The sequence below is a fragment of the Streptomyces sp. NPDC107517 genome, from assembly GCF_055582645.1.
Window position 1 is genome coordinate 282,233 of the sequence record NZ_JBVJPM010000008.1, and the last position, 25,501, is coordinate 307,733.

A 25,501-nucleotide genomic window follows, 5' to 3' on the forward strand; every position below is an offset into this window, starting at 1 on the left:
ACGCCTCAGATACGCGTGCCAGACCCCGCGAGCCCAGCCTGATCCGAACGAGAGGCCCTGGCTGCGGCCCGGCCCGGACAGACGGCCTAACGCGCGCGCCACTCCGGCGCGAGCACCGACCACACCTCGAGATCCTGCTTGACGCCCTGGCGCGAGCCCGCCTCGCGCAGCACCCCGTCGCGCCGCATGCCGAGCCGCCGCGCCACGTTCAGGCTGGGCTCGTTCGCGGAGGAGGCGACCCACTCCACGCGGTGGATGCCGCGTTCGAGGACCGCCCAGTCGATCAGGACGCGCGCGCCGCGCGTGACGAGGCCGCGTCCGGCGGCGGCGGGCTCGAGCCAGCAGCCGATCTCGCAGTTGCCGCCCTGCGCGTCGAAGATCCGGAAGAGCAGGCCGCCGACGAGCGTCCCGTCCAGCCAGAGCCCGTGCAGGCTCCCGCTGTCGGCGGCGCGCTTGTCGGCGTAGGACCTGAGCAGGTCCCGGGCGGAGTCGACGTCCTTGACGTTCGAGCCGAACCCGATGTGCTGCCCGATGAACTCGCGCCCGCGGTCCAGATGGGCGAGGAACTGCTCGGCGTGCCACGTCTCGAGCGGCCGCAGCTCCGCGCCGTCGTCACCCAGGGAGATCGTGTACATCGCGTTCGCGCTCCTCGGCTTCGGCCTTCGCCAGTACGTCCAGCAGCGCGCCGTCCTCGGTCGGGCGCTGTGCAGGCATACTCGCATGCGCCTCGCCGCACTCGGGCGGCTCGATGCTGATGCGGGGCAGCCGGCGGTCGAGCCACTTCGGCAGCCACCAGTTGGCGCCGCCGAGCATGTGCATCAGGGCGGGCACGAGGAGCGTGCGCAGGACGAACGCGTCGAGGGCGACGGCGGCGGCCAGGGCGATGCCGAACATCGCGATGACGCGGTCGCCGCTGAGGACGAAGGCCAGGAAGACCGAAATCATGATCACGGCCGCGGAGTTGATGACGCGGCTGGTCTCGGCGAGCCCGACGCGGACGGCCCGCCGGTTGTCGCGGGTCTCCAGCCACTCCTCGTACATGCGGCTGACCAGGAACACCTGGTAGTCCATGGAGAGTCCGAACAGGACCGACACCATGATCACGGGGAGGAAGGGCTCGATCGGGCCCGCTCTGCCGAGGCCGAGCATCTCGCTGCCCCAGCCCCACTGGAAGATCGCGACGACGACGCCGAAGGCGCTGGCGACGGCCGCGACGTTCATCGCGGCGGCCTTGAGGGGGATGCCGATCGAGCGGAAGGCCAGGAGCAGCAGGACGCAGCCGAGCCCGATGACGACGCCCACGAACAGCGGCAGTTTGCCGACGATGACGTCGGCGAAGTCGTCGTAGCTGGCGGTCACTCCGCCGAGCTGCACGTCGAGGGACGTGCCCTTCTCGGCCGCGGGGATGACGTCACTGCGCAGTCGGTCGACGAGCTCGCTGGTCCTCTGGGACTGCGGCGCGGACTTCGGTACGACGGTCAGGAAGGCGGCGGTGCCGCTGCCGTTGTACGTCGCCGGGGTCACCGATGAGACGCCCTCGGCGGAGCCGATCAGGGACTCCAGGCGGCTCACGGCGACCTGGTCGCCGGCGCCGTCTATGGGTGTGACAAGGGTCAGCGGCCCGTTCACGCCGGGCCCGAATCCGTCGGCCAGGAGGTCGTAGGCCTGCCTGGTCGTGGACGACGACGCGTTGTTGCCCTGGTCGGACGTGCCCAGGTGCAGGAAGAGCGTGGGCACCGAGAGCACCGTGATCACGCCGAGCGCGAGGGCGCCGAGGAGCCGGGGGTGCCGCTCCACGAAGACGGCCCAGCGGGCGGCGAACCCGGTCGGCCGCTCCGGCTCGGGCCCGTGTTCGGCGAGTCTGCGCCGCTGGCGCCTGCTGAGCGCGCGCATGCCGATGAACGACAGGAGCGCGGGCAGCAGTGTGACGGACGCGGCGACGGTGAGGAGCACGGTCAGGGAGGCGGCGATCGCGACGCCGTTGAGGAAGCTGAGGCGCAGGATCAGCATGCCGAGGAGCGCGATGCAGACGGTGGCGCCGGCGAAGACGACCGCGCGCCCGGTGGTGGCGACGGCGCGCTCCGCGGCCTCGTTCACGGGCAGGCCCTGTTTCAGGCCGCGCCGGTGCCGGGTCACGATGAACAGCGCGTAGTCGATGCCGACGCCGAGGCCGACGAGCATGCCGAGCATCGGGGCGAAGTCGGCGACGGTCATCACATGGCCGAGGAGCACGATGCCGGAGGCTGCGGTGCCCACGCTGACCAGGGCCGTGGCGATGGGCAGGGCGCTGGCCGCGAGGGAGCCGAAGGCGAGCAGGAGGACGACGGCGGCGACCACGACGCCGACGATCTCGGCGGCATGTCCCTGGGCGGACTCGGTCAGGGCGACGGCGCTGCCGCCGAGTTCGACCCGCAGTCCGTCGGGGGCGTTCTTCTCGGCGGCCTTGGCCGTGTCCACGAGGCGCTGGGCGTCCGCCTTCGCGATGTCGCCGGACTGCTGGTCGAAGGTGACCGTGGCGTAGGCGGTGCGTCCGTCGGCGCTTATCCGACTCGTGCCCTGCTGCTCGTACGGGCCGGTGACCGCGGCGATGCCGGGCAGGTGCTCGATCCTGTCGAGCGTGCGGGTCATGCGCTCTTTGACGTCGGCGGCGCGGACCATGCTGCCGTCCGTGTGCCAGACGACGGTGTCGCTGTCGCCACCGAGGCCGGGGAAACCGTCGTTGAGGAGCTGGGTGGCGCGCCCCGACTCGGTGCCCGGTGCCTCGTAGTCGTTCGAGTACGAGGAGCCCGCGACGGCCGCCGCGGCGCTCGTGGCACCGAGGGCGAGGAGCCAGAGCAGGACGACTACGAGTCGGTGCCGTGCACACCATCGTGCGAGAGCTGCCACGGACGTGCTCCCAGGGTTTGTGGATCTTCACCGGGAACAGCCCGCAAAGACACATGAGCAATGGCAAGCCACTCTTACAGCAAGAAGTGATCCTTTGTCGCTTTCGTGGCCTTAGTCACAAGATCGCGCGGGAATTCATGGTCACCTTCCGGTCCGATGACGCTGCTCGCCTTCTGTGACCCGTCAGCCGAGGAATTGAAGTCCCGCCCAGAGCGTCACCGTTGACACGACGAGCGTCGCCGGGACCGTGAGCACGCCGAGTCGCGTGAAGTCACCGAGCCCGGGATACACATCGTGGGCGTGGACGATGCGTCGCCACAGGAGCGTGGCCAGTGAGCCCACATAGGTGAGGTTGGGGCCGAGATTGACGCCGATGAGGACGGCGAGGACCGGCCCGGGACCCGCGGGTCCCGCCACGGGGAGCAGCGCGAGAACGGCCGGAAGGTTGTTGATCAGGTTGGCGAGCAGGGCCGCGACGCCGGCGACGGCGAGCAGCGCGGGCAGCGACGAGCCCTCGGGCAGCAGCCGGTCGATGCCGTCCCCGAGCCCGTTGTCGACGACCGCCTTGACCACGATCCCGAGCGCGAGAACGAAGAGGCAGAAGTACGGGTGCGCCGACTTCACCAGGGCGAGCGGGGTCGTGCGCCGCTGCCCGAGCGCCCGTGCCGCGAGGACGGCCGTGCCGACGATCGCCGCCCACAGCGGGTCGATCCCGGCGAACGAGGTGACGACGAAGCCCACGAGGGTCAGGGCAAGGACGGTGAGGGTGAACACCGGCACGCCCGGCGGCTCCTCCGCGTCCGGCTCGTGCGCGGGCGCCGCCAGATCATCGGCGAAGTACCGCCGGAACACCACGTACTCGACGGCGATCGCGCCCAGCCACGGCAGAGCCATGAGCCCCGCGAACCGGGCGAAGGTGAGTCCGCTCGCGGTGAAGGCGAGCAGGTTGGTGAGGTTCGAGACCGGCAGGAGCAGCGAGGCGGAGTTGGCGAGGTGGGCGCTCGCGTAGACGTGCGGGCGCGGCCTCGCGCCGATCCGGCGGGCCGTGGCGAGGACGACCGGCGTGAGCAGCACGACGGTGGCGTCGAGGCTCAGTACGGCCGTGATCACGGCTGCCGCGGCGAAGACCCCGCCGAGCATGCGGCGTGGACTGCCCTTGCAGGCCCGCGCGATCGCGTCGCCCGCGGCCTTGAACAGGCCCTCGTCGGCGCACAGCTGCGCCAGGACCAGGACGGCGGCGAGGAATCCGACGACCGGCAGCAGCTCCCGCGTCTCGGCCCACGCGTGCGCGGGCGACACGGCGCCGACCGCCACGACGATCGCCGCCGCGGGCACGGCGACGACGGCTTCCGGCAACTGCCGGGGACGCACCACGGCGAAGCCGAGAATGAGCAGGAGGAGGGTGACGGAGAGGAGTTCGGCGGGGATGGTGCTCAACGTGCGGCTCCAAGAATTCGTACCCCCAAGGCAAACGCCGGTCGGGCATCTCTACCCGGCCGGCGCTTGAGGTCACAGGGACCGCGGGGTGCGGGGGCGGACCCCCGCAAGAACCGCCTCAGCCCTCGGAGACGCCCAGCTTCTCCAGGATCAGTTCCTTGACGCGCGCCGCGTCGGCCTGACCCCGGGTCGCCTTCATGACGGCACCCACGAGCGCGCCGACGGCGGCGACCTTGCCTCCACGGATCTTGTCGGCGATCCCGGCGTTGCCCGCGATGGCCTCGTCGACGGCCGCGCCGAGCGCGCCCTCGTCCGAGACGACCTTCAGGCCGCGCTTCTCGACGACCGTGTCCGGGTCGCCCTCGCCCGCGAGGACAGCCTCGATGACCTGGCGCGCCAGCTTGTCGTTGAGGTCGCCGGCGGAGACGAGCGCCGCCACCCGGGCCACCTGGGCCGGGGTGATGGGCAGCTCGTCGAGCGCCCTGCCCGACTCGTTGGCGTTACGGGCGAGTTCGCCCATCCACCACTTGCGGGCGGAGACGGAGTCGGCGCCGGCCTCGATCGTGGCGACGATCGGGTCGACCGCGCCCGCGTTGAGGATCGACTGCATGTCGTGCTCGGAGACGCCCCACTCCTCGCGCAGCCGGTTGCGGCGCACACGAGGCATCTCGGGCAGCTCCGAACGCAGCTCCTCCACCCAGGCGCGGGCTGGCGCCACCGGCACCAGGTCCGGCTCGGGGAAGTAGCGGTAGTCCTCGGCGTTGTCCTTGATGCGGCCCGACGTGGTGGAGCCGTCCTCCTCGTGGAAGTGACGGGTCTCCTGCACGATCGTGCCGCCGGACGACAGGACGGCGGCGTGGCGCTGGATCTCGTAACGGGCGGCGCGCTCGACGGAACGCAGCGAGTTGACGTTCTTCGTCTCCGAGCGGGTGCCGAAGGGCGCCTCGGGGCCGGTGCGCAGCGACAGGTTCACGTCGCAGCGCATCTGGCCCTTGTCCATGCGGGCCTCGGAGACGTCGAGCGCCTTGATGACCTCGCGCAGCTCGGCGACGTACGCCTTCGCGACCTCCGGCGCACGCTCCCCGGCGCCCTCGATCGGCTTGGTGACGATCTCGATGAGGGGGATGCCGGCGCGGTTGTAGTCGAGCAGGGAGTGCGAGGCGCCGTGGATACGGCCCGTCGCGCCACCGACGTGCAGCGACTTGCCGGTGTCCTCCTCCATGTGGGCGCGCTCGATCTCCACGCGGAAGATCTCGCCGTCCTCCAGCTGTACGTCGAGGTAGCCGTTGAAGGCGATGGGCTCGTCGTACTGGGAGGTCTGGAAGTTCTTCGGCATGTCCGGATAGAAGTAGTTCTTCCGGGCGAAGCGGCACCAGTCGGCGATCTCGCAGTTGAGCGCGAGGCCGATCTTGATGGCCGACTCGACGCCGATCGCGTTGACGACCGGGAGTGAGCCGGGCAGGCCGAGACAGGTGGGGCAGGTCTGCGAGTTGGGCTCGGCGCCCAGCTCGGTGGAGCACCCGCAGAACATCTTCGTCTTCGTACCCAGCTCGACATGGACCTCGAGGCCCATGACGGGGTCGTACGTCGCGAGTGCCGCGTCGTACGACATCAGTTCAGTGACGGTCACGGTGAGACTTTCCCTCTCAGCCCAGCAGGACGTCGTCGTCGCCCAGGCGCTTCAGCTCCCGGTACAGGATCGCCAGGCCGGTAACGATGGCGGCGGCGGACACCGCGGCGTCGATCAGCCGCAGCATGTCGTTGTCGTTACGAGCCATCCTGGCCTGCTTGGCGACGCTGATCGCGCCGAATGCGGTGGTCGCGATCGATACGTATGCGCCGGTCTTGGACTTCTTGAAGTTCTTGGCCTTCTTTGCCATGGCACTCACAGCGACGGAGCCTCCTCGAGCAGCGGGTGGCCCCACTTTTCCACGAAGGCGGCCTCGACTGCAGCGCCGACCTTGTACAGGCGGTCGTCCTTCATGGCGGGGGCGATGATCTGCAGCCCGACCGGGAGGCCGTCCTCCGGCGCGAGGCCGCACGGCAGGGACATGGCGGCGTTGCCCGCCATGTTGGTCGGGATCGTGCACACGTCGGCCAGGTACATCGCCATCGGGTCGTCGGCGCGCTCGCCGATCGGGAAGGCGGTGGTGGGCGTCGTCGGCGAGACGATCACGTCGACCTGCTCGAAGGCCCGCTCGAACTCCTGGGTGATCAGGGTGCGGACCTTCTGGGCGCTGCCGTAGTACGCGTCGTAGTAGCCGGAGCTGAGCGCGTACGTGCCGAGGATGACGCGGCGCTTGACCTCGTCGCCGAAGCCGGCCTCACGGGTGAGGGCGGTGACGTCCTCGGCCGACTTCGTGCCGTCGTCGCCGACCCGCAGGCCGTAGCGCATGGCGTCGAAGCGGGCCAGGTTGGACGAGCACTCGGACGGCGCGATCAGGTAGTACGCCGACAGGGCCAGGTCGAAGGTCGGGCAGTCCAGCTCGACGATCTCGGCGCCGAGCGACTTGAGCAGCTCGACCGACTCGTTGAAGCGCTGGACGACACCGGCCTGGTAGCCCTCGCCGGAGAACTGCTTGACGACGCCGACGCGCATGCCCCGGACCGAGCCGTTGCGGGCGGCCTCGACGACCGGCGGGACCGGCGCGTCGATGGACGTCGAGTCGAGCGGGTCGTGGCCGGCGATGACCTCGTGCAGGAGCGCCGCGTCCAGGACCGTACGGGCACAGGGGCCGCCCTGGTCGAGGGAGCTGGAGAACGCGACCATGCCGAAGCGCGAGACGCCGCCGTAGGTCGGCTTGACGCCGACGGTGCCGGTGACGGCCGCGGGCTGGCGGATCGAACCGCCGGTGTCCGTGCCGATGGCGAGCGGGGCCTCGTAGGCGGCGAGGGCCGCGGAGGAGCCGCCGCCGGAGCCGCCGGGGATGCGGGTGAGGTCCCACGGGTTGCCGGTCGGGCCGTAGGCGCTGTTCTCGGTGGAGGACCCCATGGCGAACTCGTCCATGTTGGTCTTGCCGAGGATGACGACGTCGGCTTCCTTGAGCTTGCGCGTCAGGGTGGCGTCGTACGGCGGGATCCAGCCTTCGAGGATCTTCGAACCGACCGTGGTCGGGATGCCCTCGGTGGTGAAGATGTCCTTCAGCGCGAGCGGTACGCCGGCCAGCGGGCCGAGCTTCTCGCCCGCGGCGCGCTTGGCGTCGACGGCGCGGGCCTGCGCGAGCGCGCCCTCACGGTCGACGTGCAGGAAGGCGTGCACCTTCTCGTCGACGGCCTCGATCCGCGCCAAGTGGGCCTCGGTGACCTCGACGGCCGTGAGCTCGCCGGCGGCGATCTTCGAGGCGATCTCGGCGGCGGTGAGCTTGATGATGTTGCTGTCCGTCATGGTGATTAGTCCTCCCCCAGGATCTGCGGCACCTTGAAACGCTGCTGCTCCTGGGCCGGGGCGCCGGAGAGCGCCTGCTCGGGGGTGAGCGACGGACGAACCTCGTCCGCCCGCATGACGTTCGTCAGCGGGAGCGGGTGGGAGGTCGGCGGTACGTCTTGGTCGGCGACCTCCGAGACGCGGGCGACCGCGCCGATGATGTCGTCGAGCTGTCCGGCGAAGTGGTCGAGCTCTTCGTCCTTCAGCTCCAGACGCGCCAGCCGTGCGAGGTGTGCGACCTCCTCGCGCGTGATGCCAGGCATGCAGCGATCCTCTGGGGTGAGTGAGTGTGGTTTGGGCCGGGGCCGGTCGTCCCCTTCCCGTCGTCCGCCCGGAGGGCGGGTCGTGCGTCACCCGGTGCGTGCGATCGCAAGGCGCCGGAGCGTCCTCGTGGCGGGGCCACGTGGACGATTCGGCAACGCGGCGAGCGTGCGTGCCGGGCGTCGCACGACAGACGGGAATGGGACGACTGCCCCCAATCCTATGGGGCGCGGTGCTGTGCCTGTTAAACGGTTTCCCGTTCCACCCCTGTACGGCTCAGTTGACCGTCTGTCCCGATGACTGGTCCTCGGCCTCGGCGGCGAGGACGGAGGGCCGCTGCCATCCGCGGGAGCCGCGTGCCCGCAGCCACGCCGTCGTCTCGTCCGGCGGCATCGCGGCGGCGACGAGCCAGCCCTGTACGGCGTCGCACCCGAGGTCGCGCAGGCGCTCCCAGGTCTCGTCGTCCTCGACGCCCTCGGCGACGACGAGCAGTCCGAGCGAATGCGCCAGGTCGACGGTGCAGCGGACGATCTCCGCGTCCTCGTTGTCCACGGCGAGGCGGGCCACGAACGAGCGGTCGATCTTCAGCTCGCTGACCGGGAGGCGACGCAGGTGGACGAGAGAGGAGTAGCCGGTGCCGAAGTCGTCGAGGGACATCTTCACGCCGTGCCCGGTGAGCCCGGCGAGGGTGTCGGCGGCACGCTGGGGGTCCTCCAGCAGGACGTGCTCGGTTATCTCCAGCTGCAGGGCGCCCGGGGGGACGCCGTGCCGGGCGAGCCGCGCGGCGACCGCACCGGCGAATCCCGGGGTGTGCACGTCCCTCGGCGACACGTTCACCGCGACCGGCACGCGCAGGCCCTGCGCCCGCCAGCGGGCGACCTGCGCGAGCGCCGTCTCCAGGACGTACTCGGTCAGATGGGGCATGAGTCCGGACGACTCGGCGATGGCGATGAACTCGTCCGGCGGGACCTTGCCCCGCTCGGGGTGCACCCAGCGCACCAGCGCCTCCAGGCCGGCGACCTGTCCGTCGAAGCGGACCTTCGGCTGGTAGTGCACCTCCACGTCGCCCGCGTCGAGCGCGCGGCGCAGATCGCCGAGCAGGCCGAGGCGGTCGGGGGTGTTGGAATCCCGCTTCGACTCGTAGACCTCGACGCCCGTACGGTCGCGCTTCGCCTGGTACATGGCGACGTCCGCGCGGCGCAGCAGCCCTTCGGCGTCGAGCGCGTGGTCGGGGAAGACGGCGAGTCCGGCGCTGGCCTCCAGGACCAGCGTGAGCCCGTCCAGGTCGAGCGGCGAGCCGAGGGCGGCGACCAGGGTGCGCGCCACTCGGGTGGCGGACGTCGTGGAGTCGGCCACGGGCAGGAGTACGGCGAACTCGTCGCCGCCGAGGCGTGCGGCCTCCGCCCCGCGGGGCAGGGCCATCCGGAGCCGGTCGGCTATCTGGAGCAGGAGCCGGTCGCCCGCGAGGTGGCCGAGGGTGTCGTTGACCGACCGGAAGCGGTCCAGGTCGATCAGCATGAGGGCGCTGCGCGCGCCGATCCGCTCGGCGTCGTCGAGCGCGGTCCACGTCCGCTCCAGGAGCCACTGCCGGTTGGGCAGCCCGGTGAGCGGGTCGCGCAGCTGCTCCTCGGCGCGGGCCCGGGCGATCCACAGCGTCGAGTCGAGCGCGATGAGCGGGACGGCGAACAGCGGCAGCAGCATGGGCAGCGCGATGGCGACCACACAGATCAGCGGGGCGATGCCGAGCAGCGCGACGCCGACGAGGCCCTGCCGGAGAAGGGCGGTGCGCGCGACGGTGGGCAGCCCGGAGGCACGCGGCGCGTGGACGTACCAGAGCAGGCTGCGGGTGACCGCGAGGTAGGCGGCCGCGACGAGCGCCACCTCGGGGGCGTTCAGAACCGTCCAGGTCTCCGGCTTCCAGGGGGACTCCACGGACGGGACCTGGCCGAACACGGCGAGCACGAGGGCGCCCGCGCCGATGCCGATGATGTCGACCGCGCCGTGCAGGATGCCCTGGCGCCAGCGGTGCCGGCGGGCGATGCCGACGAGGACGACGACGGTGAGGCTGACCATGCCGGCGGGCACCCAGCCGTAGAGCAGCAGGACCGCGAGCGTCAGGGCCGCGCCCGAGCCGGTGCCGCCCCACCAGCGGTCGCGGCCGAGCGCGACGAGGTGGCCGACGATGATGCCGGTCAGTACGGCGAGGGACCAGCCGGCGGCGCCGTACGGGAAGAGTGCGTGGCTGCCGGTGAAGGCGCGGTAGAAGCCGGTGCCGAGCACGGCGGAGGCGAGGGCGACGATCGCGAGGGGCAGCATGGGCAGCGCGGCGAGCCAGGAGCGCTCCCGGCCGTCCCCTTCCTCACCGAAGGCTCCGCCGAACGCCCCGTACCCGTGGTTCGGCCAGCCGCCCGCGTCTGCCGCGTCGGCGCCCGTCCACCCGGAACCACCGTCAGCGGCGGCCCCGGTCCAGCCGGTCCCGCCGCTCACCGCCGCTCCGGAGCCGGTCCCGCCGATGGCACCGATGCCCGCCCCGCCGTTCGAACCCGGGGCGGGCCAACCGGACGCGGGCCAGCCGCGTGCGGGCGCCCCGGATCCGGCCGGTGCGCCGGCGGAGCCGCTTCGTCCGCTCTCGCCCCGGGCGCCGGAGCCCGCGCGGCGGCGCGCACGCCACGCACCGCGCCTGGGGCGCCCGTCGCTCCGGTCCGTCTCACCCGTGTCGTTGTCCGTCTCACCGGACGGGTCCGTCTCGTCCGGTCGCGGCACGCTGCGCGCGCCCGGCGCCGGGCTCGCGGTGCCCCGCCACACGCGCCAGCGCGTGCGCAGCCGTGAGTCCGGAGCGGCGCTCTCGGTCGGTTCCATTCCCGTCCCTCTCACAGCCGGCGGTGCCCACGCCACGCGATCCGATGCGGATGACTTCCGTCAGCGGTACCGCGTCCTAGTTCTCTGCCCCGTGCCCGTCGTGGGCACGGGATGCCCCATCCGCGGCCGGGCACGGCAGGCGCACCCCTCAACAGTAGGCCGCAGAAGGCATCCAGGGGCAGCGGTCGACCACGGTTGCCCGAATGCGCCCCGGCCACCCGTATGCATCTGGTATGCGCTGAACGGGTGGCCTTCAACCGCTACTCCTCGGTCGGAAGCGCAGCGTCCGCCGCCGCCTCCGGCCCCTGTTCGAGCAGGACGGCGAACCCGTCCTCGTTCAGAACCGGAACCTTCAACTGCATCGCCTTGTCGTACTTGGAGCCCGGGTTGTCCCCCACTACGACGAAGGAGGTCTTCTTGGAAACGGAGCCCGTCACCTTGGCCCCTCTGCTCTGCAGGGCCTCTTTCGCGCCATCTCGGGTGTGGTGCGCGAGTGTGCCGGTGACGACAACCGTGAGACCTTCGAGCGGGCGCGGGCCCTGGTCCTCGCCGGCGCCCTCCTCCTCCATCCGGACCCCGGCGGCCCGCCACTTGCGCAGGATCTCGCGGTGCCAGTCCTCCGCGAACCACTGCTTGAGCGAGGCGGCGATGATCGGCCCGACGCCGTCGGTGGCGGCGAGCTCCTCCTCGCTGGCCTGCTCGATGCGGTCGATGGAGCGGAACTCACGGGCCAGCGCCTCGGCGGCGACGGGACCGACATGGCGGACGGACAGGCCGGTGATGATGCGGGCGAGGGGCCGCTCCTTGGCCGCCGCGATGTTCTCCAGCATGGACAGGGCGTTCTTGCGGGGCTCGCCCTGCTGGTTGGCGAAGACCGTGGCGATCTTCTCCTCGCCGGTCTTCGGGTCCCGCTTGGGCAGTCCGCTGTCCTGGTCGAGGACGTACGCCCTGATCGGCAGCAGCTGCTCGATGGTGAGGTCGAACAGGTCGCCCTCGTCGGAGAGCACCGGCTCGGACGGCTCCAGGGGCTTGGTGAGGGCGGCGGCCGCCACGTAGCCGAAGTTCTCGATGTCGAGGGACTTGCGGCCCGCGAGGTAGAAGAGCCGCTCGCGCAACTGGGCCGGGCAGGACCGGGCGTTCGGGCAGCGGAGGTCGATGTCGCCCTCCTTCATGGCCCGCAGTGGAGTGCCGCACTCGGGGCACTCGGCGGGCATCACGAACTCCCGCTCGCTGCCGTCGCGCAGGTCGGCGACGGGGCCGAGGATCTCGGGGATGACGTCGCCCGCCTTGCGCAGGACGACGGTGTCGCCGATGAGGACGCCCTTCTTCTTGACGACGTCCTGGTTGTGCAGGGTCGCGAACTCGACCTCCGAGCCGGCCACGGTGACCGGTTCGACCTGCGCGTACGGCGTGACGCGGCCGGTGCGGCCGACGCCCACGCGGATGTTGACCAGCTTGGTGTTGACCTCCTCCGGCGGGTACTTCCAGGCGATGGCCCAGCGCGGCGCGCGCGAGGTGGAGCCGAGGCGGCCCTGGAGGGGGATCTCGTCGAGCTTGACGACGGCGCCGTCGATCTCGTGCTCGACGATGGAGTGGCGGTTCTCCCCGTAGTGGGCGATGAACTCCCGTACGTCCTCGATGCCGTCGACCACCCTGTTGTGCCGGGCGGTGGGCAGACCCCATTCGTGCAGCAGCTCGTAGGCCTGGGAGAGGCGGTCGATGTCGAAGCCCTCGCGGGCGCCGATGCCGTGCACGACCATGTGGAGCGGGCGGGTCGCGGTGACGCGGGGGTCCTTCTGGCGGAGCGAACCCGCCGCCGCGTTGCGGGGGTTGGCGAAGGGCTTGTCCCCGGCCTCGACCAGGCGCGCGTTGAGCTCCTCGAACGCCTCCATGGGGAAGAAGACTTCGCCGCGGATCTCCACGAGCGCCGGGACGCGGTCGCCCTTGAGACGGTCGGGGATCTCGGCGATCGTGCGCACGTTGGGCGTGATGTCCTCGCCGGTGCGGCCGTCGCCGCGGGTGGCTGCGCGGGTGAGCCTGCCGTCCTCGTACGTGAGGTTGACCGCGAGGCCGTCGATCTTGAGTTCGCACAGGAAGTGGTAGTCGGACGCGCCGACGTCCCGGGCGATGCGCTCCGCCCAGGCGGCCAACTCGGCGTCGTCGAAGGCGTTGTCGAGGGAGAGCATGCGTTCGCGGTGCTCGACGGCGGCGAACGTCGTGGACACGGCCGCGTACGAACCCGCGACCTTCTGTGTCGGCGAGTCGGGCGTGCGCAGCTCGGGGTACTGCTCCTCCAGCGCCTCCAGGGAGCGCAGAAGCTGGTCGAACTCGCCGTCGCTGACGACCGGCTGGTCCTTCACGTAGTACCTGAAGCGGTGCTCCTCGATCTGCTCGGCGAGCTGCGCGTGCTGCTCCCGTGCCGTCGTGGGCACCTCTGCGGGCTGTGCGTGCTGCTGTTCGCCGGCCACCGTCTCGTCCTCCCGTTTGTCCCTGTGCGGACCACGACCCGTCACTCTGGGTTGTCCGCGAGTGATCTCGCCGCCCGGACGCAGTGGGCGAGCGCGGCGCGCGCGTACGCGGGAGAGGCCCCCGCGAGACCGCACGACGGAGTGAGCGTGACCGACTCCGCGAGGGAGCCGGGATTCAGCCCCAGCCTGCGCCACAGCGTCCTGACTCCCATGACGCTACCGGCAGGGTCTGACAATGGGCCGTCCGTGCCCGGCACGACACCTGCGAAGAGCCGCGTGCCGACCTCGACGGCCTCACCGATCGCGTCGTCGTCACGTTCGGTGAGCAGCGAGAAGTCGAAGGAGATGGCGCCGGCGCCGGCGCGGCGCAGCAGGGCGAACGGGACGTCGGGGGCACAGGAGTGCACGACGACGGGCCCGTCGTGGACCGAGACGACCTCGCGGAGCGTGCTCTCCACGAGCTGGCGGTCGACGGCGCGGTGGGTGCGGTATCCGCTGGCGGTCCTGACCTGGCCGCGCAGTACGGCGATGAGGGACGGTTCGTCGAGCTGGAGGACGATCTCGGCTCCGGGGACGCGCCGGCGCACGTCGTCGAGGTGGAGGCGCAGGCCCTCGGCGAGCGAGCCGGCGAGGTCCCGGCAGGCGCCCTCGTCGGACAGGGCGACCTCGCCGTTGCGCAGTTCCAGGGCGGCGGCGAGCGTCCAGGGGCCGACCGCCTGCACCTTCAACGGCCCCTGGTAGCCCTGCGTGAACTCCTCGAGGGCGTCCAGGTCCTCGCCCATCCAGGACCGGGCGCGCCGGGTGTCGCGGCCCGGCCGGTCGCCGAGCCGCCAGCCGCTGGGCTCCACGCGCGCGTACAGCTCGACGAGCAGTCCGGCGGTCCGGCCGATCATGTCGGCGCCGGGTCCGCGTGCGGGCAGTTCCGCCAGATACGGGAACTCCTCGACGCTGCCGGTGACCGTCTTGGCCGCCTCGCGCGCGTCGCCGCCGGGCATCGATCCGACACCGGTGGCGGGCCCCGGCCTGAACTTGCTGTTTTCGCTCACCCGCGAAGCGTACGTAACAGGACCGGGGCCGGCTCAGGCGCAGGTGGGCCGAGGCCCAAAAGGCGCTAGCGGCCCGGGCGCACCGTGAGGTCGTTGACCTCGGCGTCGCGCGGCAGGTCGAGCGCCATGACGATCGTCGTGGCGACCGACTCGGGGTCGATCCAGCGGGCGGCGTCGTACGGCTTGCCCTCCTGCTGGTGCACCTTGACCTGCATGGCGCTGGCCGTGCGGCCCGGGTAGACCGACGTGACCCGCACTCCGTTGGCGTGCTCCTCCTGGCGCAGGGAGTCGGCGAGCGCCTTCAGGCCGTGCTTGGAGGCGGCGTACGCGGACCAGTTGGCGTGCGCGCTGAGGCCCGCACCGGAGTTGACGAAGATCAGGTGGCCTTGGGTGACGCGGAGCTGGGGCAGGAAGTGGCGGGTCAGCTCGGCGGGGGCGACCAGGTTCACGTTCAGCTGGTGGCGCCACGACTTGGGGGTGAGCTCGCCGACCGGGCCGAGGTCGACGACGCCCGCGATGTGCAGCAGCGAGTCGACCCGGTCCGGCAGCGACTGGTGCGAGAACGCCCAGGAGAGCTTGTCCGGGTCGGCGAGGTCGCCGACGAGGGTGGCCGCGCCGGGGAACTGGGCCGCGAGTTCCTTCGCGCGGGCCGCGTCGCGCGCATGGAGGACGAGTTGGTCCCCGCGTGCGTGCAGACGGCGCGCCACGGCCGCGCCGATACCTGATCCGGCCCCGGTGATCACATGTGTTGCCATACGGGCCATGCTCGCACTAGAGCGTGCCGACTGATTCCTCCAGGTAGGCCAGCGCGCCGACGGGCTCCTCGGCGAAGAAGACGAGTTCGGTGAGCGGCAGCGGCAGGAACCCCTCGTCGTCCATGCGGTGGAACTGCTGCTTGAGGCCGTCGTAGAAGCCCGCCGAGTTCAGCAGGACGACCGGCTTGTTGTGCTTGCCGTGCTTCTTCAGCTCCATGATCTCGGTGGCCTCGTCGAGCGTGCCCGTGCCGCCCACCATGATCACGACGGCGTCGGCCTTCTTCAGGAGCAGCGCCTTGCGTTCGGCGAGGTCGCGGGCGATGACCATCTCGTCGGCGTTCGCCCGCGCCCGGTCGGCGAGGAAGTCCACGGAGACGCCCATGAGGCGCCCTCCGGCCTCCTGCACGCCGTCCGCGACGACTTTCATGAGACCGCTCTCCGAACCGCCCCACACGAGCGTGTGGCCGCCCTTGCCGAGCAGTTCGGCGAACTCGCGGGCGGGTCGGGTGTAACGGTCGGCGAGGTCGGCGGCGGAGAGGAAGACGCAGATGTTCATGGGTCCCACCGTACGGGGGGAAGAACGGCGGCCTCGCCGGTGCTGTCCCAGGTATGGCTGATGGACACACGATCACGATCGAGCAGGGGACCGGTTCCGTACGCGTAGTCCACGACGGGGTGGTGCTCGCGCAGAGCGCCCGCCCGCTGCTGCTGCGCGAGACGGGCTGTCCCGTGCGTTACTACATCCCGCCGGCGGACGTCCGCACGGACCTGCTGACCCCGTCCGACACACAGACGTACTGCCCCTTCAAGGGAACGGCGTCCTACTGGTCCCTGCCGGACGCCCCCGACCTGGTGTGGGCATATCCGGACCCGAAGCCGGACGTGGCCGAGATCAAGGACCACCTGTGCTTCTACGAGGTGGAATCCGTCTGACCGCGTGATGAGTTCCGCCGGGTGAGGGAGTCCTCACAGACATGGACAAGAAGACGAACTCTCCCGACGGCACGGCCATCGCGTACGAGCGCACCGGCGCGGGCCCGGCGGTCATCCTGGTGAGCGGCGCCCTGGCGGCGGGCTCGTCGATGGAGCCGCTGGCGGCCCGGATGAGCGGCGGACTCTGCGCCGTCCGGTACGACCGCAGGGGCCGCGGCGCGAGCGGTGACACGGCCCCGCACGCCGTCGCCCGTGAGGTGGAGGACATCGCCGCGCTCATCGACGCCGTGGGCGGCAGCGCGGCGCTCTACGGCATGTCGTCGGGCGCGGCGCTGGCCCTGGAGGCGGCGGCGAGCGGACTGCCCGTGACCCGGGTCGCCGTGTACGAACCCCCGTTCGCGGTCGACGAAGGGGGTGGCAAGGAGCGCGCGCAGTACACGCGGCGGCTGTCCGAGCTCCTCGCCGAGGGCCGCGACGGGGACGCGGTGGAGCTGTTCATGTCGCTCACCGGCGCGCCCGCCGAGATGATCGCGGGCGCCCGGCGCTCCCCCTGGTGGCCCGCCATGGAGGCGGTCGCGCCGACCCTGGCCTACGACGATGCCGCGATGGGTGACGGTCGGGTGCCGCGGGAGCGGCTGGCCTCGATCACCGTGCCGGTGCTCGCCGTCGCGGGCGGTGCGAGCCCCTCGTGGATGCGCGAGGCGGCGCGGACGGTGGCCGGGGCGGTCCCAAACGGGACGTACCGCACGCTGGACGGCCAGACCCACGCGGTGGATCCGGACGCACTCGGTCCGCTGCTCACCGACTTCTTCTCGGCGTAGGCCCGCGCACCCCGCAAGCGGCTAGGCAGCCGTCTTCGCGCGCGTGGTCGTCGCGATCGTCGCCGAGCCGACCACGCGCGTGCCGTCGTAGAGCACGATGGCCTGGCCGGGGGCGACGCCGCGTACGGGTTCGTCGAAGGTGACGGTCAGGGTGCCGTCGATCAGCTCCGCCGTCACCGGCGTCTCGTCGCCGTGGGCGCGCAGCTGCGCGGTGTACGTGCCCGGTCCCGAGGGAGCCGTGCCGCACCAGCGGGGCTTGATGGCGGTGAGGGCGGTGACGTCGAGGGAGCCGACGGGGCCGACCGTCACCGTGTTGTTCACCGGCGAGATGTCCAGGACGTAGCGCGGCTTGCCGTCGGGGGCCGGGGTGCCGATGCGCAGGCCCTTGCGCTGGCCGATCGTGAAGCCGTACGCGCCCTCGTGCGTGCCGACCTTACTGCCCGTCTCGTCGACGATGTCGCCCTCCGCCTTGCCCAGGCGTGACGCGAGGAAGCCCTGGGTGTCGCCGTCCGCGATGAAACAGATGTCGTGCGAGTCGGGCTTCTTGGCGACCGCGAGGCCGCGCCGCTCGGCCTCCGCGCGGATCTCGTCCTTCGTCGTGACCGTGTCGCCGAGGGGGAACAGGGCGTGCGCGAGCTGGCGGTCGTCGAGCACTCCGAGGACGTACGACTGGTCCTTGGCCATGTCGGAGGCGCGGTGCAGCTCGCGGGTGCCGTCCGCGTGCTCGACCACCTTCGCGTAGTGGCCCGTGGCGACCGCGTCGAAGCCCAGGGCGAGCGCCTTGTCGAGGAGCGCGGCGAACTTGATCTTCTCGTTGCAGCGCAGGCACGGGTTCGGGGTGCGCCCGGCCTCGTACTCGGCGACGAAGTCGTCGACGACGTCCTCGCGGAAGCGCTCGGCGAGGTCCCAGACGTAGAAGGGGATGCCGATGACGTCGGCGGCCCTGCGGGCGTCACGGGAGTCCTCGACGGTGCAACAGCCGCGGGCTCCGGTGCGGAACGACTGCGGGTTCGCGGAGAGGGCGAGGTGGACGCCCGTCACGTCGTGGCCCGCTTCCGCCGCGCGGGCGGCGGCGACGGCGGAGTCCACGCCGCCCGACATGGCGGCGAGGACGCGAAGGGGGCGGGTGCTCTGCGGGGTCTGCGAAGTCATAGCTCTAACAGGGTACGGGGCCGCGGGAACCGAATCCCGCGAGTATGCGTTGTGGATCTCGTACGACGTGAACGGGGGCGGGTCGTGGGAGCACAGGGGAAGTCTCGGCAGAAGTCCGGGGGGCGCGCGAAACGTGACGGTGACCGGGGGGTCAGCCGGCGGACGCTGCTGATCGGAGGCGCGGCGACAGCCGTCGGTGTGGGCCTGCTCGCCCGCAGCGACCTGGCGCACATGTGGTGGCAGATGCCCGGCATCGACAAGCCGCGCAAGGCCGGCGAGGTCGACTTCAGGGGCGCGGAGTGGGTGGCCGCGGCGGCGGCGAACTGGCGGCGTGCGGACCGCCCCGCCGACTACACGATCGACCGCGTGATCATCCATGTCACACAGGGCAGCTACAAGGGGACGCTGAAGGTCTTCAAGGACCCGTGGCACGGGGCGGCCGCGCACTACGTGGTGCGCAAGGACGGCCACATAGCGCAGATGATCCGCGAGCTGGACGTGGCGTTCCACGCGGGGAACAAGGAATTCAACGAGCGCAGTGTGGGGATCGAGCACGAGGGGTTCGTGGACCGCCCGGCCGACTTCACGGACGCCATGTACGCGTCCTCGGCGCGGCTCACCGCCGGAATATGCAGACGCTACGGGATACCCGTCGACCGGCAGCACATCATCGGGCACGTCGAGGTGCCGGGCACGGACCACACCGATCCGGGCCCGCACTGGGACTGGGACCGGTACATGGGCCTGGTGAAGCGCGCCCACGAAGAGGGGCGCACGGCCAAGGCGTAAGGCGTCCTCGCCCAGCCCGGCCGTCAGCTCAGCCCGGTCGTCAGCTCAGCCCGGCCGTCCTGGCCCGCTCCACCGCCGGTCCGATCGCGTCCGCCACCGCCGCCACGTCCGCCTCGGTCGACGTGTGGCCGAGGGAGAAGCGCAGGGTGCCGCGGGCCAGGTCCGGGTCCGTGCCGGTGGCCAGCAGTACATGGCTGGGCTGCGCCACACCGGCCGTGCACGCCGAGCCGGTGGAGCACTCGATGCCCTGCGCGTCCAGGAGCAGCAGCAGCGAGTCGCCCTCGCACCCGGGGAAGGTGAAGTGGGCGTTGGCGGGCAGCCGGCCGCCGGGGGCCGGGTCGCCGCCGAGGATCGCCTCGGGGACGGCCGCGCGCACGGCGTCGACCAGGTCGTCGCGCAGTCCGCCGATCTCGCGGGCGAACCACTCACGCTGCTCGGCGGCGAGCCGTCCGGCGAAGGCGAAGGCGGCGACGGCCGGCACGTCGAGCGTCCCGGAGCGCACATGCCGCTCCTGGCCGCCGCCGTGGAGCACGGGTACGGGGGTGTACTCGCGGCCCAGGAGGAGCGCCCCGATGCCGTACGGGCCGCCGATCTTGTGGCCGGAGACGGTCATCGCGGCGAGGCCGGACGCGGCGAAGTCGACGGGGATCTGACCGAAGGCCTGAACGGCGTCGGCATGCAGCGGGACGCCGAACTCGGCGGCCACGTCCGCGAGTTCACGTACGGGCTGGATCGTGCCGATCTCGTTGTTCGCCCACATGACGGTGGCGAGGGCCACGTCGTCGGGGTTGCGGGCGATCGCCTCGCGCAGGGCGTCCGGGTGCACGCGCCCGTACGCGTCGACGGGCAGGTATTCGACGGTGGCGCCCTCGTGTTCGCCGAGCCAGTGCACGGCGTCGAGGACGGCGTGGTGTTCGACAGGGCTGGCGAGGACGCGGGTGCGGGCGGGATCCGCATCGCGGCGGGACCAGTACAGGCCCTTCACCGCGAGGTTGTCGGCCTCGGTGCCGCCCGAGGTGAAGACGACCTCACTGGGGCGGGCGCCGAGGGATTCGGCGAGGGTCTCGCGGGACTCCTCGACGGTGCGTCGGGCGCGCCGGCCCGCTGCGTGCAGCGAGGACGCGTTGCCGGTGAGGGCGAGCTGGGCGGTCATCACCTCGACGGCCCCCGGGAGCATCGGAGTGGTCGCGGCGTGGTCGAGGTAAGCCATGGTGGGCTCGATTCTACGAGCCCTTGTCCCGGTGCTCCGCGCCGCGTGGGGTCCCGTCCCACGCAGAGCGTCGAAGAGGTCAGCCCGCGAGGCTCCAGGACAGCGTGTGGTCGGTCGCGACGAACGCCGCGAGGACCGCCAGGTCGGCGATTCCGAGCCCGAGTCCGAGCAGCGCACGGCCACGGCGGGCGGTGCCGCGCATGAGAGCGAGACCGGCGAGCACGATGGCGATCGGGCCGAGGAAGAGGTTGAGGACGAGCAGTCCGAGCAGCCCGAGGACGAACGAGGCGACGGCCATTCCGTCGGCGTCGCGCGCACCGGTGCGGGGCTGCTCCGCAGGGGCCGTCCCGGCCACGGCGTCGGTGTGGGCGCTGGTGCCGGCAGTGGTGTCAGCGGTGATGTTCATGGTGGTACCCCCTCTTGGTTCAGGCGTGATCAGGCGTGATCAGGCTGATGGATCAGTGCTGGTGGCGTCGCCTGGCGGTCCGCTCGCGCACGGCGAAGACGACCAGCCAGATGCCGATGACGGCGGCGGCGACGAGGGTGACGGGAAGAGGCGCGTGGGCCACGGAGCCCAGCGCGACGCCCAGCAGAAGCAGGGCGGCTACGAGGAACAGCATGAGTGCCTCACATGGTCGGGTCGGCGACAGTTGGGATTACAACCGTTCACTGACTCCCGAGTCTAGCGCGCGCACGGCTTCCGAATTACAGAGAACAAGTGTTAACTGCATGGCATGAGTCACACCCTCGGCATCCGGCAGGCCCAGAAGCAGAAGACCCGACAGGCGCTGCTCGACGCGGCGTTGGAGCTGCTCGAGGACCAGAGCCTGTCGAGCCTGGGGCTGCGCGAGGTCACCCGGGCCGTCGGGGTCGCGCCGACCGCCTTCTACCGGCACTTCGACTCGACGGCCGAGCTCGGCGTCGCGCTCGTCGAGGAGGCGCTCGGCAGCCTGCACGAGACGATCACCACGATGCTGACCACGACGGGCAGCAACGAGGAACGCCTGGGCCGGACAGTCGAGTTGATCGCCCGTCTGGTCCGCACGCACCCCTCTCACGTGCGCTTCATCGCGCGTGAGCGGCACGGCGGCGTGCAGCGCGTGCGGGACGCCATCGGCGGGCAGCTCGCGCGGTTCGCCGAAGAGGTGGCCGAGGGTCTGGCCGCGGACCCGGTGTCCGCCGGCTGGAGCCAGGACGACCTGCGGATGCTGGCGTGGCACTACGTCGAGCACATGGTGATGACCGCGTCCGTCTTCCTGGAGACCCCGCCGGAGCGCATGGACGCGGCGATCGACGTCGCCACACGGCAGTTGCGCCTCGTCAACCTCGGCAGGGCGCACTGGCTGGACTGAACGCCGTCGGCCACAGGCCACCACCCGCCGGCGCCCGAAGCCTCGCGCCCCGGGCCGGGACACGCCCTAGCCTGAAGAGCATGACCGCCGACGGGAATCTCGACCGCTCCTATGCCAGTTCGTCCGGCGACGTCGCCTGGGCCGCGCTCGGCCCGGCGGACGCGCCGCCGGTCGTCCTCGTCCACGGCACGCCCTTCTCCTCGTACGTCTGGCGCGGCCCGGCCCGCGCGCTCGCCGCCCGGCATCGCGTCTACGTATGGGATCTGCCCGGGTACGGCGCCTCGGCGAAGCACGCCGGGCAGGACGTCTCCCTCGCCGCCCACGCCCGCGTCCTGACCGAGCTGCTCGGGGACTGGGGCCTGGACCGGCCCGGCGCCGAACCCGCCGTCGTCGCCCATGACTTCGGCGGCTGTGTCGCCCTGCGCGCCCGGCTGCTGCACGGCGCGCGCTACGAACGGCTCGCGCTTGTCGACCCGGTGGCGCTCGCCCCTTGGGGCTCCCCCACGTACCGCCATCTCGGCGCGCACGCCGACGTGTTCGCCCAGCTCCCGTCGGCCCTGCACGAGGCGCTCGTACGCGAGTACATCAGGTCGGCGAGCCACCAGGGCCTGCACCCGGCCACCCTCGACCGGCTGGTCGCCCCCTGGTGCACGCCGGAGGGACAGCCCGCGTTCTACCGTCAGATCGAGCAGAACGACCAGCGCTTCACCGACGAGATCCAGGGCCGGTACGGGGAGCTGGATCTGCCCGTGCTGATCTGCTGGGGCACGCAGGACACCTGGATCCCGGTCGCGCGCGGGCACGAGCTGGCGAAGCTGATCCCCGGCGCCGAACTACGGCTGATCGAGGGCGCGGGGCATCTCGTGCAGGAAGACGCACCGGCCCAACTGACCGGCGCTGTGACGGAGTTCCTGTGGGCGGACCGTACGCGGCGATGATCGCGGCGCCGGAGCGGGCGAGTTCCGCACGGGCGGGCCAACTCGACCCGCCGCGCGTGGCCGCGGCTCCGGGTTCGGCCCACCGGACCCGCCGCCCCGTTCAGCTCAGCTTCGCGCGCGCGAGCTGCCGGGACTGGGCCACCAGGCGGTCCTCGCTGTCCCAGACCTCGGCGTCCTCCTCCAGGAAACCGCCCGCGAGATTGCGGGTGGTGATGGAGACGCGCAGGGGGCCGGGGGCGGGGCGGCAGCGGACGTGAACGGTCAGTTCGACCGTCGGGACCCAACCGGTCAGGCCCATCTCGAACGCGGTCGGCGGCAGCGCGTCCACCGCGAGGAGCAGGGAGAACGGGTCCGCGTCACGCCCGTCCGCGAGGCCGAACCAGGCCCGCATCTCGCCCTTGCCGGAGGGCGAACCGATCGCCCAGCCGAGCGTGGCCGGGTCGAGCTTGAGGGCGAGCCGCTCGGTGATGGCGGAGCTGCCCTTGATCGGCGTGGGGCCGTCCTGTGCGCCGAAGCACTCCTCGACCGGCGGGATGTGCGGGGGCTTCGCGGTGGTACGGACGTCGTCCGGGAGCGCGTCGAGGTCACCGTAGGAGGCGAGGACGCGGATCCGCTCGACCTCGGCGCCCTCGTCGTCGTACTGGAAGAGGGAGGCCTGGCCGGTGGAGAGGGTGCGGCCGGCGCGCACGACGTCGGTCCTGATCACGGCGGGGCCGGGCTGGGACGCGGTCAGATAGTGCGCGGAGATGGTGAACGGGTCGCCGTGCGGCAGCGCGTCGCCGAGGGCGCGGCCGAGCACGGCGAGCAGGTAGCCGCCGTTGACGGCGCTGATGATCGTCCAGCCGGCCGAGAGGTCGATGTCGTACACGCCGGGCTCGCGCCGGGTGACCGCGGTGTCGCGGTCGAACTCGCTGTCGCCGATGACCGCCTGCGCGGCGGACGATACCTGTGCCATGCAGGTACGGTACAACAGGAAACTACTAAGCGGTAGCTTTTGTATGGAAGTGCATGCCAGCCCAGGTCAGGGCGTCTCTTCCGGCACCTCCGTAGCCGACGACCTGCGGTGCCAGGCCCGTGGCGCCCGCCAGTGGTAGCGCATCGCGAGCAGCCGCAGCACGAACGCCGTGATGACCGCGGCGCCGCTGCTGAACGCGGACAGCGCGTCGAAGCGGATGCACAGGACGATGATCGTCGAGCCGACGATCGCCGGTACCGCGTACAGGTCGCGGTCCCAGCGGACCAGGGACGGGACCTCGTTGGCGATGATGTCGCGCAGCACACCGCCGCCCACGGCGGTCGCGAGGCCGAGCGCCGCAGAGGCCGTGAGCCCGAGCCCGTAGTCGTACGCCTTGACCGTGCCGGTGACGCAGAACAGGCCGAGGCCCGCCGCGTCGAAGATGTTCACCGCGACCTGGGTGCGCTCCACCTCCGGGTGCAGGAAGAACACGAGGCCGGCGGCGAACAGCGGGGTCAGGAAGTACCCGAGGTCGGTGAACGCGGCCGGCGGGACGGCACCGATGATCAGGTCGCGGAACAGCCCTCCGCCCAGCGCGGTGACCTCGGCGAGAACGGCGATGCCGAAGACATCGAAGTTCTTGCGGACCGCGAGGAGAGCGCCGGAGATCGCAAAGACGAAGATCCCGATGAGGTCCAGCCAATGCTGGACGGAGGGGGTGAAGAGTTCCAGAAGCACCCGACATTCTTACGCACCGCCGGGTGCCCCCCGAGCCAGGTGCGGCTCGGGGCCTACAGGGCGGGCTTGCCCTTCGTGTAGAGCCACGTCCGGAAGAGGCCGTCGAGGTCCTGCCCGGAGACCTTCTCGGCGAGGCGGATGAAGTCGGCGGTCTGCGCGTTGCCGTAGCGGTGTGTGGAGGTCCAGGTGCGGAGGAGCTTGAAGAAGTCCTTGTCGCCGATGCGCTCGCGAAGGACCTGGAGGGTCATCGCGCCGCGGTTGTAGACGGCGCTGTTGAACATGGTGTCGCGCTGCGGGTCGGCGATGACGCTCTGCCAGAAGGACGAGGTGGCGGGGACGGAGTTGTATGCGGCAAGGAAGGAGTCGTGGGCGGTGGTACGCCCCTTGTGCTCGTTCCACAGCCAGGGGCCGTAGCTCGCGAAGCCCTCGTTGAGCCAGATGTCCTTCCACTGGCGCACCGAGACGGAGTCGCCGAACCACTGGTGGGCCAGTTCATGCACGATCGTGCCCTCGGAGCGCACGGCGGAGTAGCTCGGCTTGGACTGGGTCTCCAGCGAGAAGCCCGCCTCCGGCATGTCGTCGACGACGGCGCCGGTCTCCTCGAACGGGTAGGGGCCGAAGACCTGCGACCAGTAGTCGGTGACCTCGGCCGTGACGCCGTACACGTCGACGTTGTTGCTGTTCTTCAGGACCGGGTCGATGGCGACGTAGATCGGGATGCCCGAGGGAGTCCGGCCGGTCTTGACGTCGAACTTCCCGATGGAGGCGGTCGCGAGATAGGTCGCCATCGGCCGGGACTCGCGCCAGTGGTGCACGGTATGCCCGCCCCCGACGTCGTACGTGTCGACGAGCCGGCCGTTGGAGACACCCGTCAGGCCCTTGGGCGCCTTGATGCGGATGTCGTACGTCGCCTTGTCGGAGGGGTGGTCGCTGGAGGGGAACCAGGTGGAGGCGGCGTTGGGTTCGCAGGCGACGAAGACGCCGTCGTCGGTCTTCATCCAGCCGTAGTCGGAGCCGAAGACGATGGGGCCGTTGAGCGCCTCCGGGACGCCGCCGTAGGTGACCGTGACGGAGAAGGTGCGGTGATCGCGGATCGCGTCGCGCGGGGTGACGCGTATCTCGTCACCGGAGCGCGTGAAGTCGGCGCGTCTGCCGTTCACTTCGACCGAGGTGACGGTCAGCTTCTGGAGGTCCAGGTCGAAGGAGGAGAGGTTCTGGGTGGCGCGCGCGGTGACGGTGGTGACGCCGTCGAGGCGGTCGGTCGCGGGGTCGTAGGCCACGTTCAGGTCGTAGTGGGTGGCGTCGAAGCCACCGTTGCCCAGCTGCGGGAAGTAGGGGTCGCCGATGCCGTCCGAGCCGGGGGTGGGGGCCGGGGCCGCAGCGATCAGACAGAAAGAGGCGGCCGCTGTCGCGACCGCCGCCAGACGTGCCGAACGGGAGAGTGCCATGAGTCGTCCCTTCGCGCGTGTTCCGATGT

The 25,501-nt window shown here is 71.4% G+C and carries 24 protein-coding genes; 5 read left to right on the forward strand and 19 right to left on the reverse strand.

Going from position 1 to position 25,501, the window contains the following annotated elements; translation table 11 throughout:
• Positions 1–86: 86 nt before the first annotated feature.
• From ACZ67T_RS20890 to ACZ67T_RS20945, 12 genes are all read right to left on the reverse strand, one after another.
• Positions 87–635, reverse strand: a complete 549-nt coding sequence (locus ACZ67T_RS20890) for a GNAT family N-acetyltransferase (protein ID WP_469985841.1) — start codon at positions 633–635, stop codon at positions 87–89.
• A complete protein-coding gene (locus ACZ67T_RS20895; protein ID WP_469985842.1) occupies positions 613–2,886 on the reverse strand; it encodes an MMPL family transporter in 2,274 nt (757 codons plus the stop codon). The genes ACZ67T_RS20890 and ACZ67T_RS20895 overlap by 23 nt, the downstream gene beginning before the upstream one ends.
• Before the next feature lie 183 nt (positions 2,887–3,069).
• On the reverse strand, positions 3,070–4,323 hold the full coding sequence (locus ACZ67T_RS20900) for an SLC13 family permease (RefSeq protein ID WP_469985843.1): 1,254 nt from the start codon (positions 4,321–4,323) through the stop codon (positions 3,070–3,072).
• 118 nt (positions 4,324–4,441) lie between these two features.
• Entirely contained in the window at positions 4,442–5,953 is a 1,512-nt protein-coding gene (gene gatB, locus ACZ67T_RS20905) for an Asp-tRNA(Asn)/Glu-tRNA(Gln) amidotransferase subunit GatB (protein WP_469985844.1), read from the reverse strand.
• 16 nt (positions 5,954–5,969) lie between these two features.
• Positions 5,970–6,203 (reverse strand): hypothetical protein, encoded by a 234-nt coding sequence (locus ACZ67T_RS20910; RefSeq protein WP_469985949.1) that lies wholly within the window; start codon positions 6,201–6,203, stop codon positions 5,970–5,972.
• Between the two features lie 5 nt (positions 6,204–6,208).
• Positions 6,209–7,714: an Asp-tRNA(Asn)/Glu-tRNA(Gln) amidotransferase subunit GatA gene (gene gatA / locus ACZ67T_RS20915; protein WP_469985950.1), complete on the reverse strand. Its 1,506-nt coding sequence runs from the start codon at positions 7,712–7,714 to the stop codon at positions 6,209–6,211.
• Positions 7,714–8,010 (reverse strand): Asp-tRNA(Asn)/Glu-tRNA(Gln) amidotransferase subunit GatC, encoded by a 297-nt coding sequence (gatC, locus tag ACZ67T_RS20920; protein WP_016642027.1) that lies wholly within the window; start codon positions 8,008–8,010, stop codon positions 7,714–7,716. The genes gatA and gatC overlap by 1 nt, the downstream gene beginning before the upstream one ends.
• 274 nt (positions 8,011–8,284) lie before the next feature.
• Complete coding sequence (locus ACZ67T_RS20925; RefSeq protein WP_469985952.1) at positions 8,285–10,531, reverse strand: putative bifunctional diguanylate cyclase/phosphodiesterase; 2,247 nt, start codon at positions 10,529–10,531, stop codon at positions 8,285–8,287.
• 596 nt (positions 10,532–11,127) lie between these two features.
• Complete coding sequence (gene ligA, locus ACZ67T_RS20930; protein ID WP_469985846.1) at positions 11,128–13,335, reverse strand: NAD-dependent DNA ligase LigA; 2,208 nt, start codon at positions 13,333–13,335, stop codon at positions 11,128–11,130.
• A 41-nt stretch (positions 13,336–13,376) separates the two neighbouring features.
• The gene (locus tag ACZ67T_RS20935) at positions 13,377–14,381 is read right to left on the reverse strand and encodes a methionine synthase (RefSeq protein ID WP_469985848.1); all 1,005 of its coding nucleotides are present in this window, start codon (positions 14,379–14,381) and stop codon (positions 13,377–13,379) included.
• A gap of 65 nt (positions 14,382–14,446) precedes the next feature.
• Positions 14,447–15,145 carry an SDR family oxidoreductase gene (locus ACZ67T_RS20940; protein ID WP_469985850.1) on the reverse strand — a complete coding sequence of 233 codons (699 nt, stop codon included), beginning with the start codon at positions 15,143–15,145 and terminating at the stop codon, positions 14,447–14,449.
• 7 nt (positions 15,146–15,152) lie between these two features.
• Positions 15,153–15,692: an LOG family protein gene (locus ACZ67T_RS20945; RefSeq protein ID WP_469985852.1), complete on the reverse strand. Its 540-nt coding sequence runs from the start codon at positions 15,690–15,692 to the stop codon at positions 15,153–15,155.
• A gap of 53 nt (positions 15,693–15,745) precedes the next feature.
• Here ACZ67T_RS20945 and ACZ67T_RS20950 point away from each other — a divergent pair, with 53 nt between their 5' ends.
• A complete protein-coding gene (locus ACZ67T_RS20950) occupies positions 15,746–16,069 on the forward strand; it encodes a DUF427 domain-containing protein (RefSeq protein WP_469985854.1) in 324 nt (107 codons plus the stop codon).
• Positions 16,070–16,110: 41 nt separating this feature from the next.
• Positions 16,111–16,890, forward strand: coding sequence for an alpha/beta fold hydrolase (locus ACZ67T_RS20955; RefSeq protein WP_469985856.1), 780 nt, complete (start codon positions 16,111–16,113; stop codon positions 16,888–16,890).
• A gap of 21 nt (positions 16,891–16,911) precedes the next feature.
• Here ACZ67T_RS20955 and mnmA read toward each other — a convergent pair whose 3' ends face one another.
• Entirely contained in the window at positions 16,912–18,042 is a 1,131-nt protein-coding gene (gene mnmA, locus ACZ67T_RS20960) for a tRNA 2-thiouridine(34) synthase MnmA (protein WP_383090443.1), read from the reverse strand.
• A gap of 84 nt (positions 18,043–18,126) precedes the next feature.
• On the opposite strand from mnmA, the gene ACZ67T_RS20965 reads away from it, so the two are divergent.
• Complete coding sequence (locus tag ACZ67T_RS20965; RefSeq protein ID WP_469985858.1) at positions 18,127–18,831, forward strand: N-acetylmuramoyl-L-alanine amidase; 705 nt, start codon at positions 18,127–18,129, stop codon at positions 18,829–18,831.
• A 40-nt stretch (positions 18,832–18,871) separates the two neighbouring features.
• Here ACZ67T_RS20965 and ACZ67T_RS20970 read toward each other — a convergent pair whose 3' ends face one another.
• The 3 genes from ACZ67T_RS20970 to ACZ67T_RS20980 all read right to left on the reverse strand — a co-directional run bounded on the left by ACZ67T_RS20970 (position 18,872) and on the right by ACZ67T_RS20980 (position 20,661).
• Entirely contained in the window at positions 18,872–20,041 is a 1,170-nt protein-coding gene (locus tag ACZ67T_RS20970; protein WP_469985860.1) for a cysteine desulfurase family protein, read from the reverse strand.
• 79 nt (positions 20,042–20,120) lie between these two features.
• Entirely contained in the window at positions 20,121–20,447 is a 327-nt protein-coding gene (locus tag ACZ67T_RS20975) for a DUF4190 domain-containing protein (protein WP_469985862.1), read from the reverse strand.
• Between the two features lie 52 nt (positions 20,448–20,499).
• Positions 20,500–20,661 carry a hypothetical protein gene (locus ACZ67T_RS20980; RefSeq protein WP_165914619.1) on the reverse strand — a complete coding sequence of 54 codons (162 nt, stop codon included), beginning with the start codon at positions 20,659–20,661 and terminating at the stop codon, positions 20,500–20,502.
• Between the two features lie 114 nt (positions 20,662–20,775).
• Here ACZ67T_RS20980 and ACZ67T_RS20985 point away from each other — a divergent pair, with 114 nt between their 5' ends.
• Positions 20,776–21,393, forward strand: a complete 618-nt coding sequence (locus tag ACZ67T_RS20985; protein ID WP_326773996.1) for a TetR family transcriptional regulator — start codon at positions 20,776–20,778, stop codon at positions 21,391–21,393.
• A gap of 80 nt (positions 21,394–21,473) precedes the next feature.
• Positions 21,474–22,331: an alpha/beta fold hydrolase gene (locus tag ACZ67T_RS20990; protein ID WP_469985863.1), complete on the forward strand. Its 858-nt coding sequence runs from the start codon at positions 21,474–21,476 to the stop codon at positions 22,329–22,331.
• A gap of 100 nt (positions 22,332–22,431) precedes the next feature.
• Here the strand turns inward: ACZ67T_RS20990 and ACZ67T_RS20995 are convergent, their stop codons facing one another.
• From ACZ67T_RS20995 to ACZ67T_RS21005, 3 genes are all read right to left on the reverse strand, one after another.
• Complete coding sequence (locus tag ACZ67T_RS20995; protein ID WP_469985865.1) at positions 22,432–23,286, reverse strand: thioesterase family protein; 855 nt, start codon at positions 23,284–23,286, stop codon at positions 22,432–22,434.
• Between the two features lie 66 nt (positions 23,287–23,352).
• Positions 23,353–24,024, reverse strand: a complete 672-nt coding sequence (locus ACZ67T_RS21000; RefSeq protein WP_469985866.1) for a trimeric intracellular cation channel family protein — start codon at positions 24,022–24,024, stop codon at positions 23,353–23,355.
• A gap of 53 nt (positions 24,025–24,077) precedes the next feature.
• On the reverse strand, positions 24,078–25,472 hold the full coding sequence (locus ACZ67T_RS21005; protein ID WP_469985867.1) for a M1 family metallopeptidase: 1,395 nt from the start codon (positions 25,470–25,472) through the stop codon (positions 24,078–24,080).
• Positions 25,473–25,501: the final 29 nt, after the last annotated feature.

Excerpts from the sequence above, each read along its gene's own strand:
- ACZ67T_RS20970 (WP_469985860.1), bottom strand. The coding sequence starts at position 20,041 with ATGGCTTACCTCGACCACGCCGCGACCACTCCGATGCTCCCGGGGGCC.
- ACZ67T_RS20995 (WP_469985865.1), bottom strand. The coding sequence starts at position 23,286 with ATGGCACAGGTATCGTCCGCCGCGCAGGCGGTCATCGGCGACAGCGAG.
- ACZ67T_RS20890 (WP_469985841.1), bottom strand. The coding sequence starts at position 635 with ATGTACACGATCTCCCTGGGTGACGACGGCGCGGAGCTGCGGCCGCTC.
- ACZ67T_RS20940 (WP_469985850.1), bottom strand. The coding sequence starts at position 15,145 with ATGGCCCGTATGGCAACACATGTGATCACCGGGGCCGGATCAGGTATC.
- gatC (WP_016642027.1), bottom strand. The coding sequence starts at position 8,010 with ATGCCTGGCATCACGCGCGAGGAGGTCGCACACCTCGCACGGCTGGCG.
- ACZ67T_RS20945 (WP_469985852.1), bottom strand. The coding sequence starts at position 15,692 with ATGAACATCTGCGTCTTCCTCTCCGCCGCCGACCTCGCCGACCGTTAC.
- ACZ67T_RS20950 (WP_469985854.1), top strand. The coding sequence starts at position 15,746 with ATGGCTGATGGACACACGATCACGATCGAGCAGGGGACCGGTTCCGTA.
- mnmA (WP_383090443.1), bottom strand. The coding sequence starts at position 18,042 with ATGACTTCGCAGACCCCGCAGAGCACCCGCCCCCTTCGCGTCCTCGCC.
- ACZ67T_RS20980 (WP_165914619.1), bottom strand. The coding sequence starts at position 20,661 with ATGCTGTTCCTCGTAGCCGCCCTGCTTCTGCTGGGCGTCGCGCTGGGC.
- ACZ67T_RS20910 (WP_469985949.1), bottom strand. The coding sequence starts at position 6,203 with ATGGCAAAGAAGGCCAAGAACTTCAAGAAGTCCAAGACCGGCGCATAC.
- ACZ67T_RS21005 (WP_469985867.1), bottom strand. The coding sequence starts at position 25,472 with ATGGCACTCTCCCGTTCGGCACGTCTGGCGGCGGTCGCGACAGCGGCC.
- ACZ67T_RS20990 (WP_469985863.1), top strand. The coding sequence starts at position 21,474 with ATGACCGCCGACGGGAATCTCGACCGCTCCTATGCCAGTTCGTCCGGC.
- ACZ67T_RS20985 (WP_326773996.1), top strand. The coding sequence starts at position 20,776 with ATGAGTCACACCCTCGGCATCCGGCAGGCCCAGAAGCAGAAGACCCGA.
- ACZ67T_RS20975 (WP_469985862.1), bottom strand. The coding sequence starts at position 20,447 with ATGAACATCACCGCTGACACCACTGCCGGCACCAGCGCCCACACCGAC.
- ACZ67T_RS20955 (WP_469985856.1), top strand. The coding sequence starts at position 16,111 with ATGGACAAGAAGACGAACTCTCCCGACGGCACGGCCATCGCGTACGAG.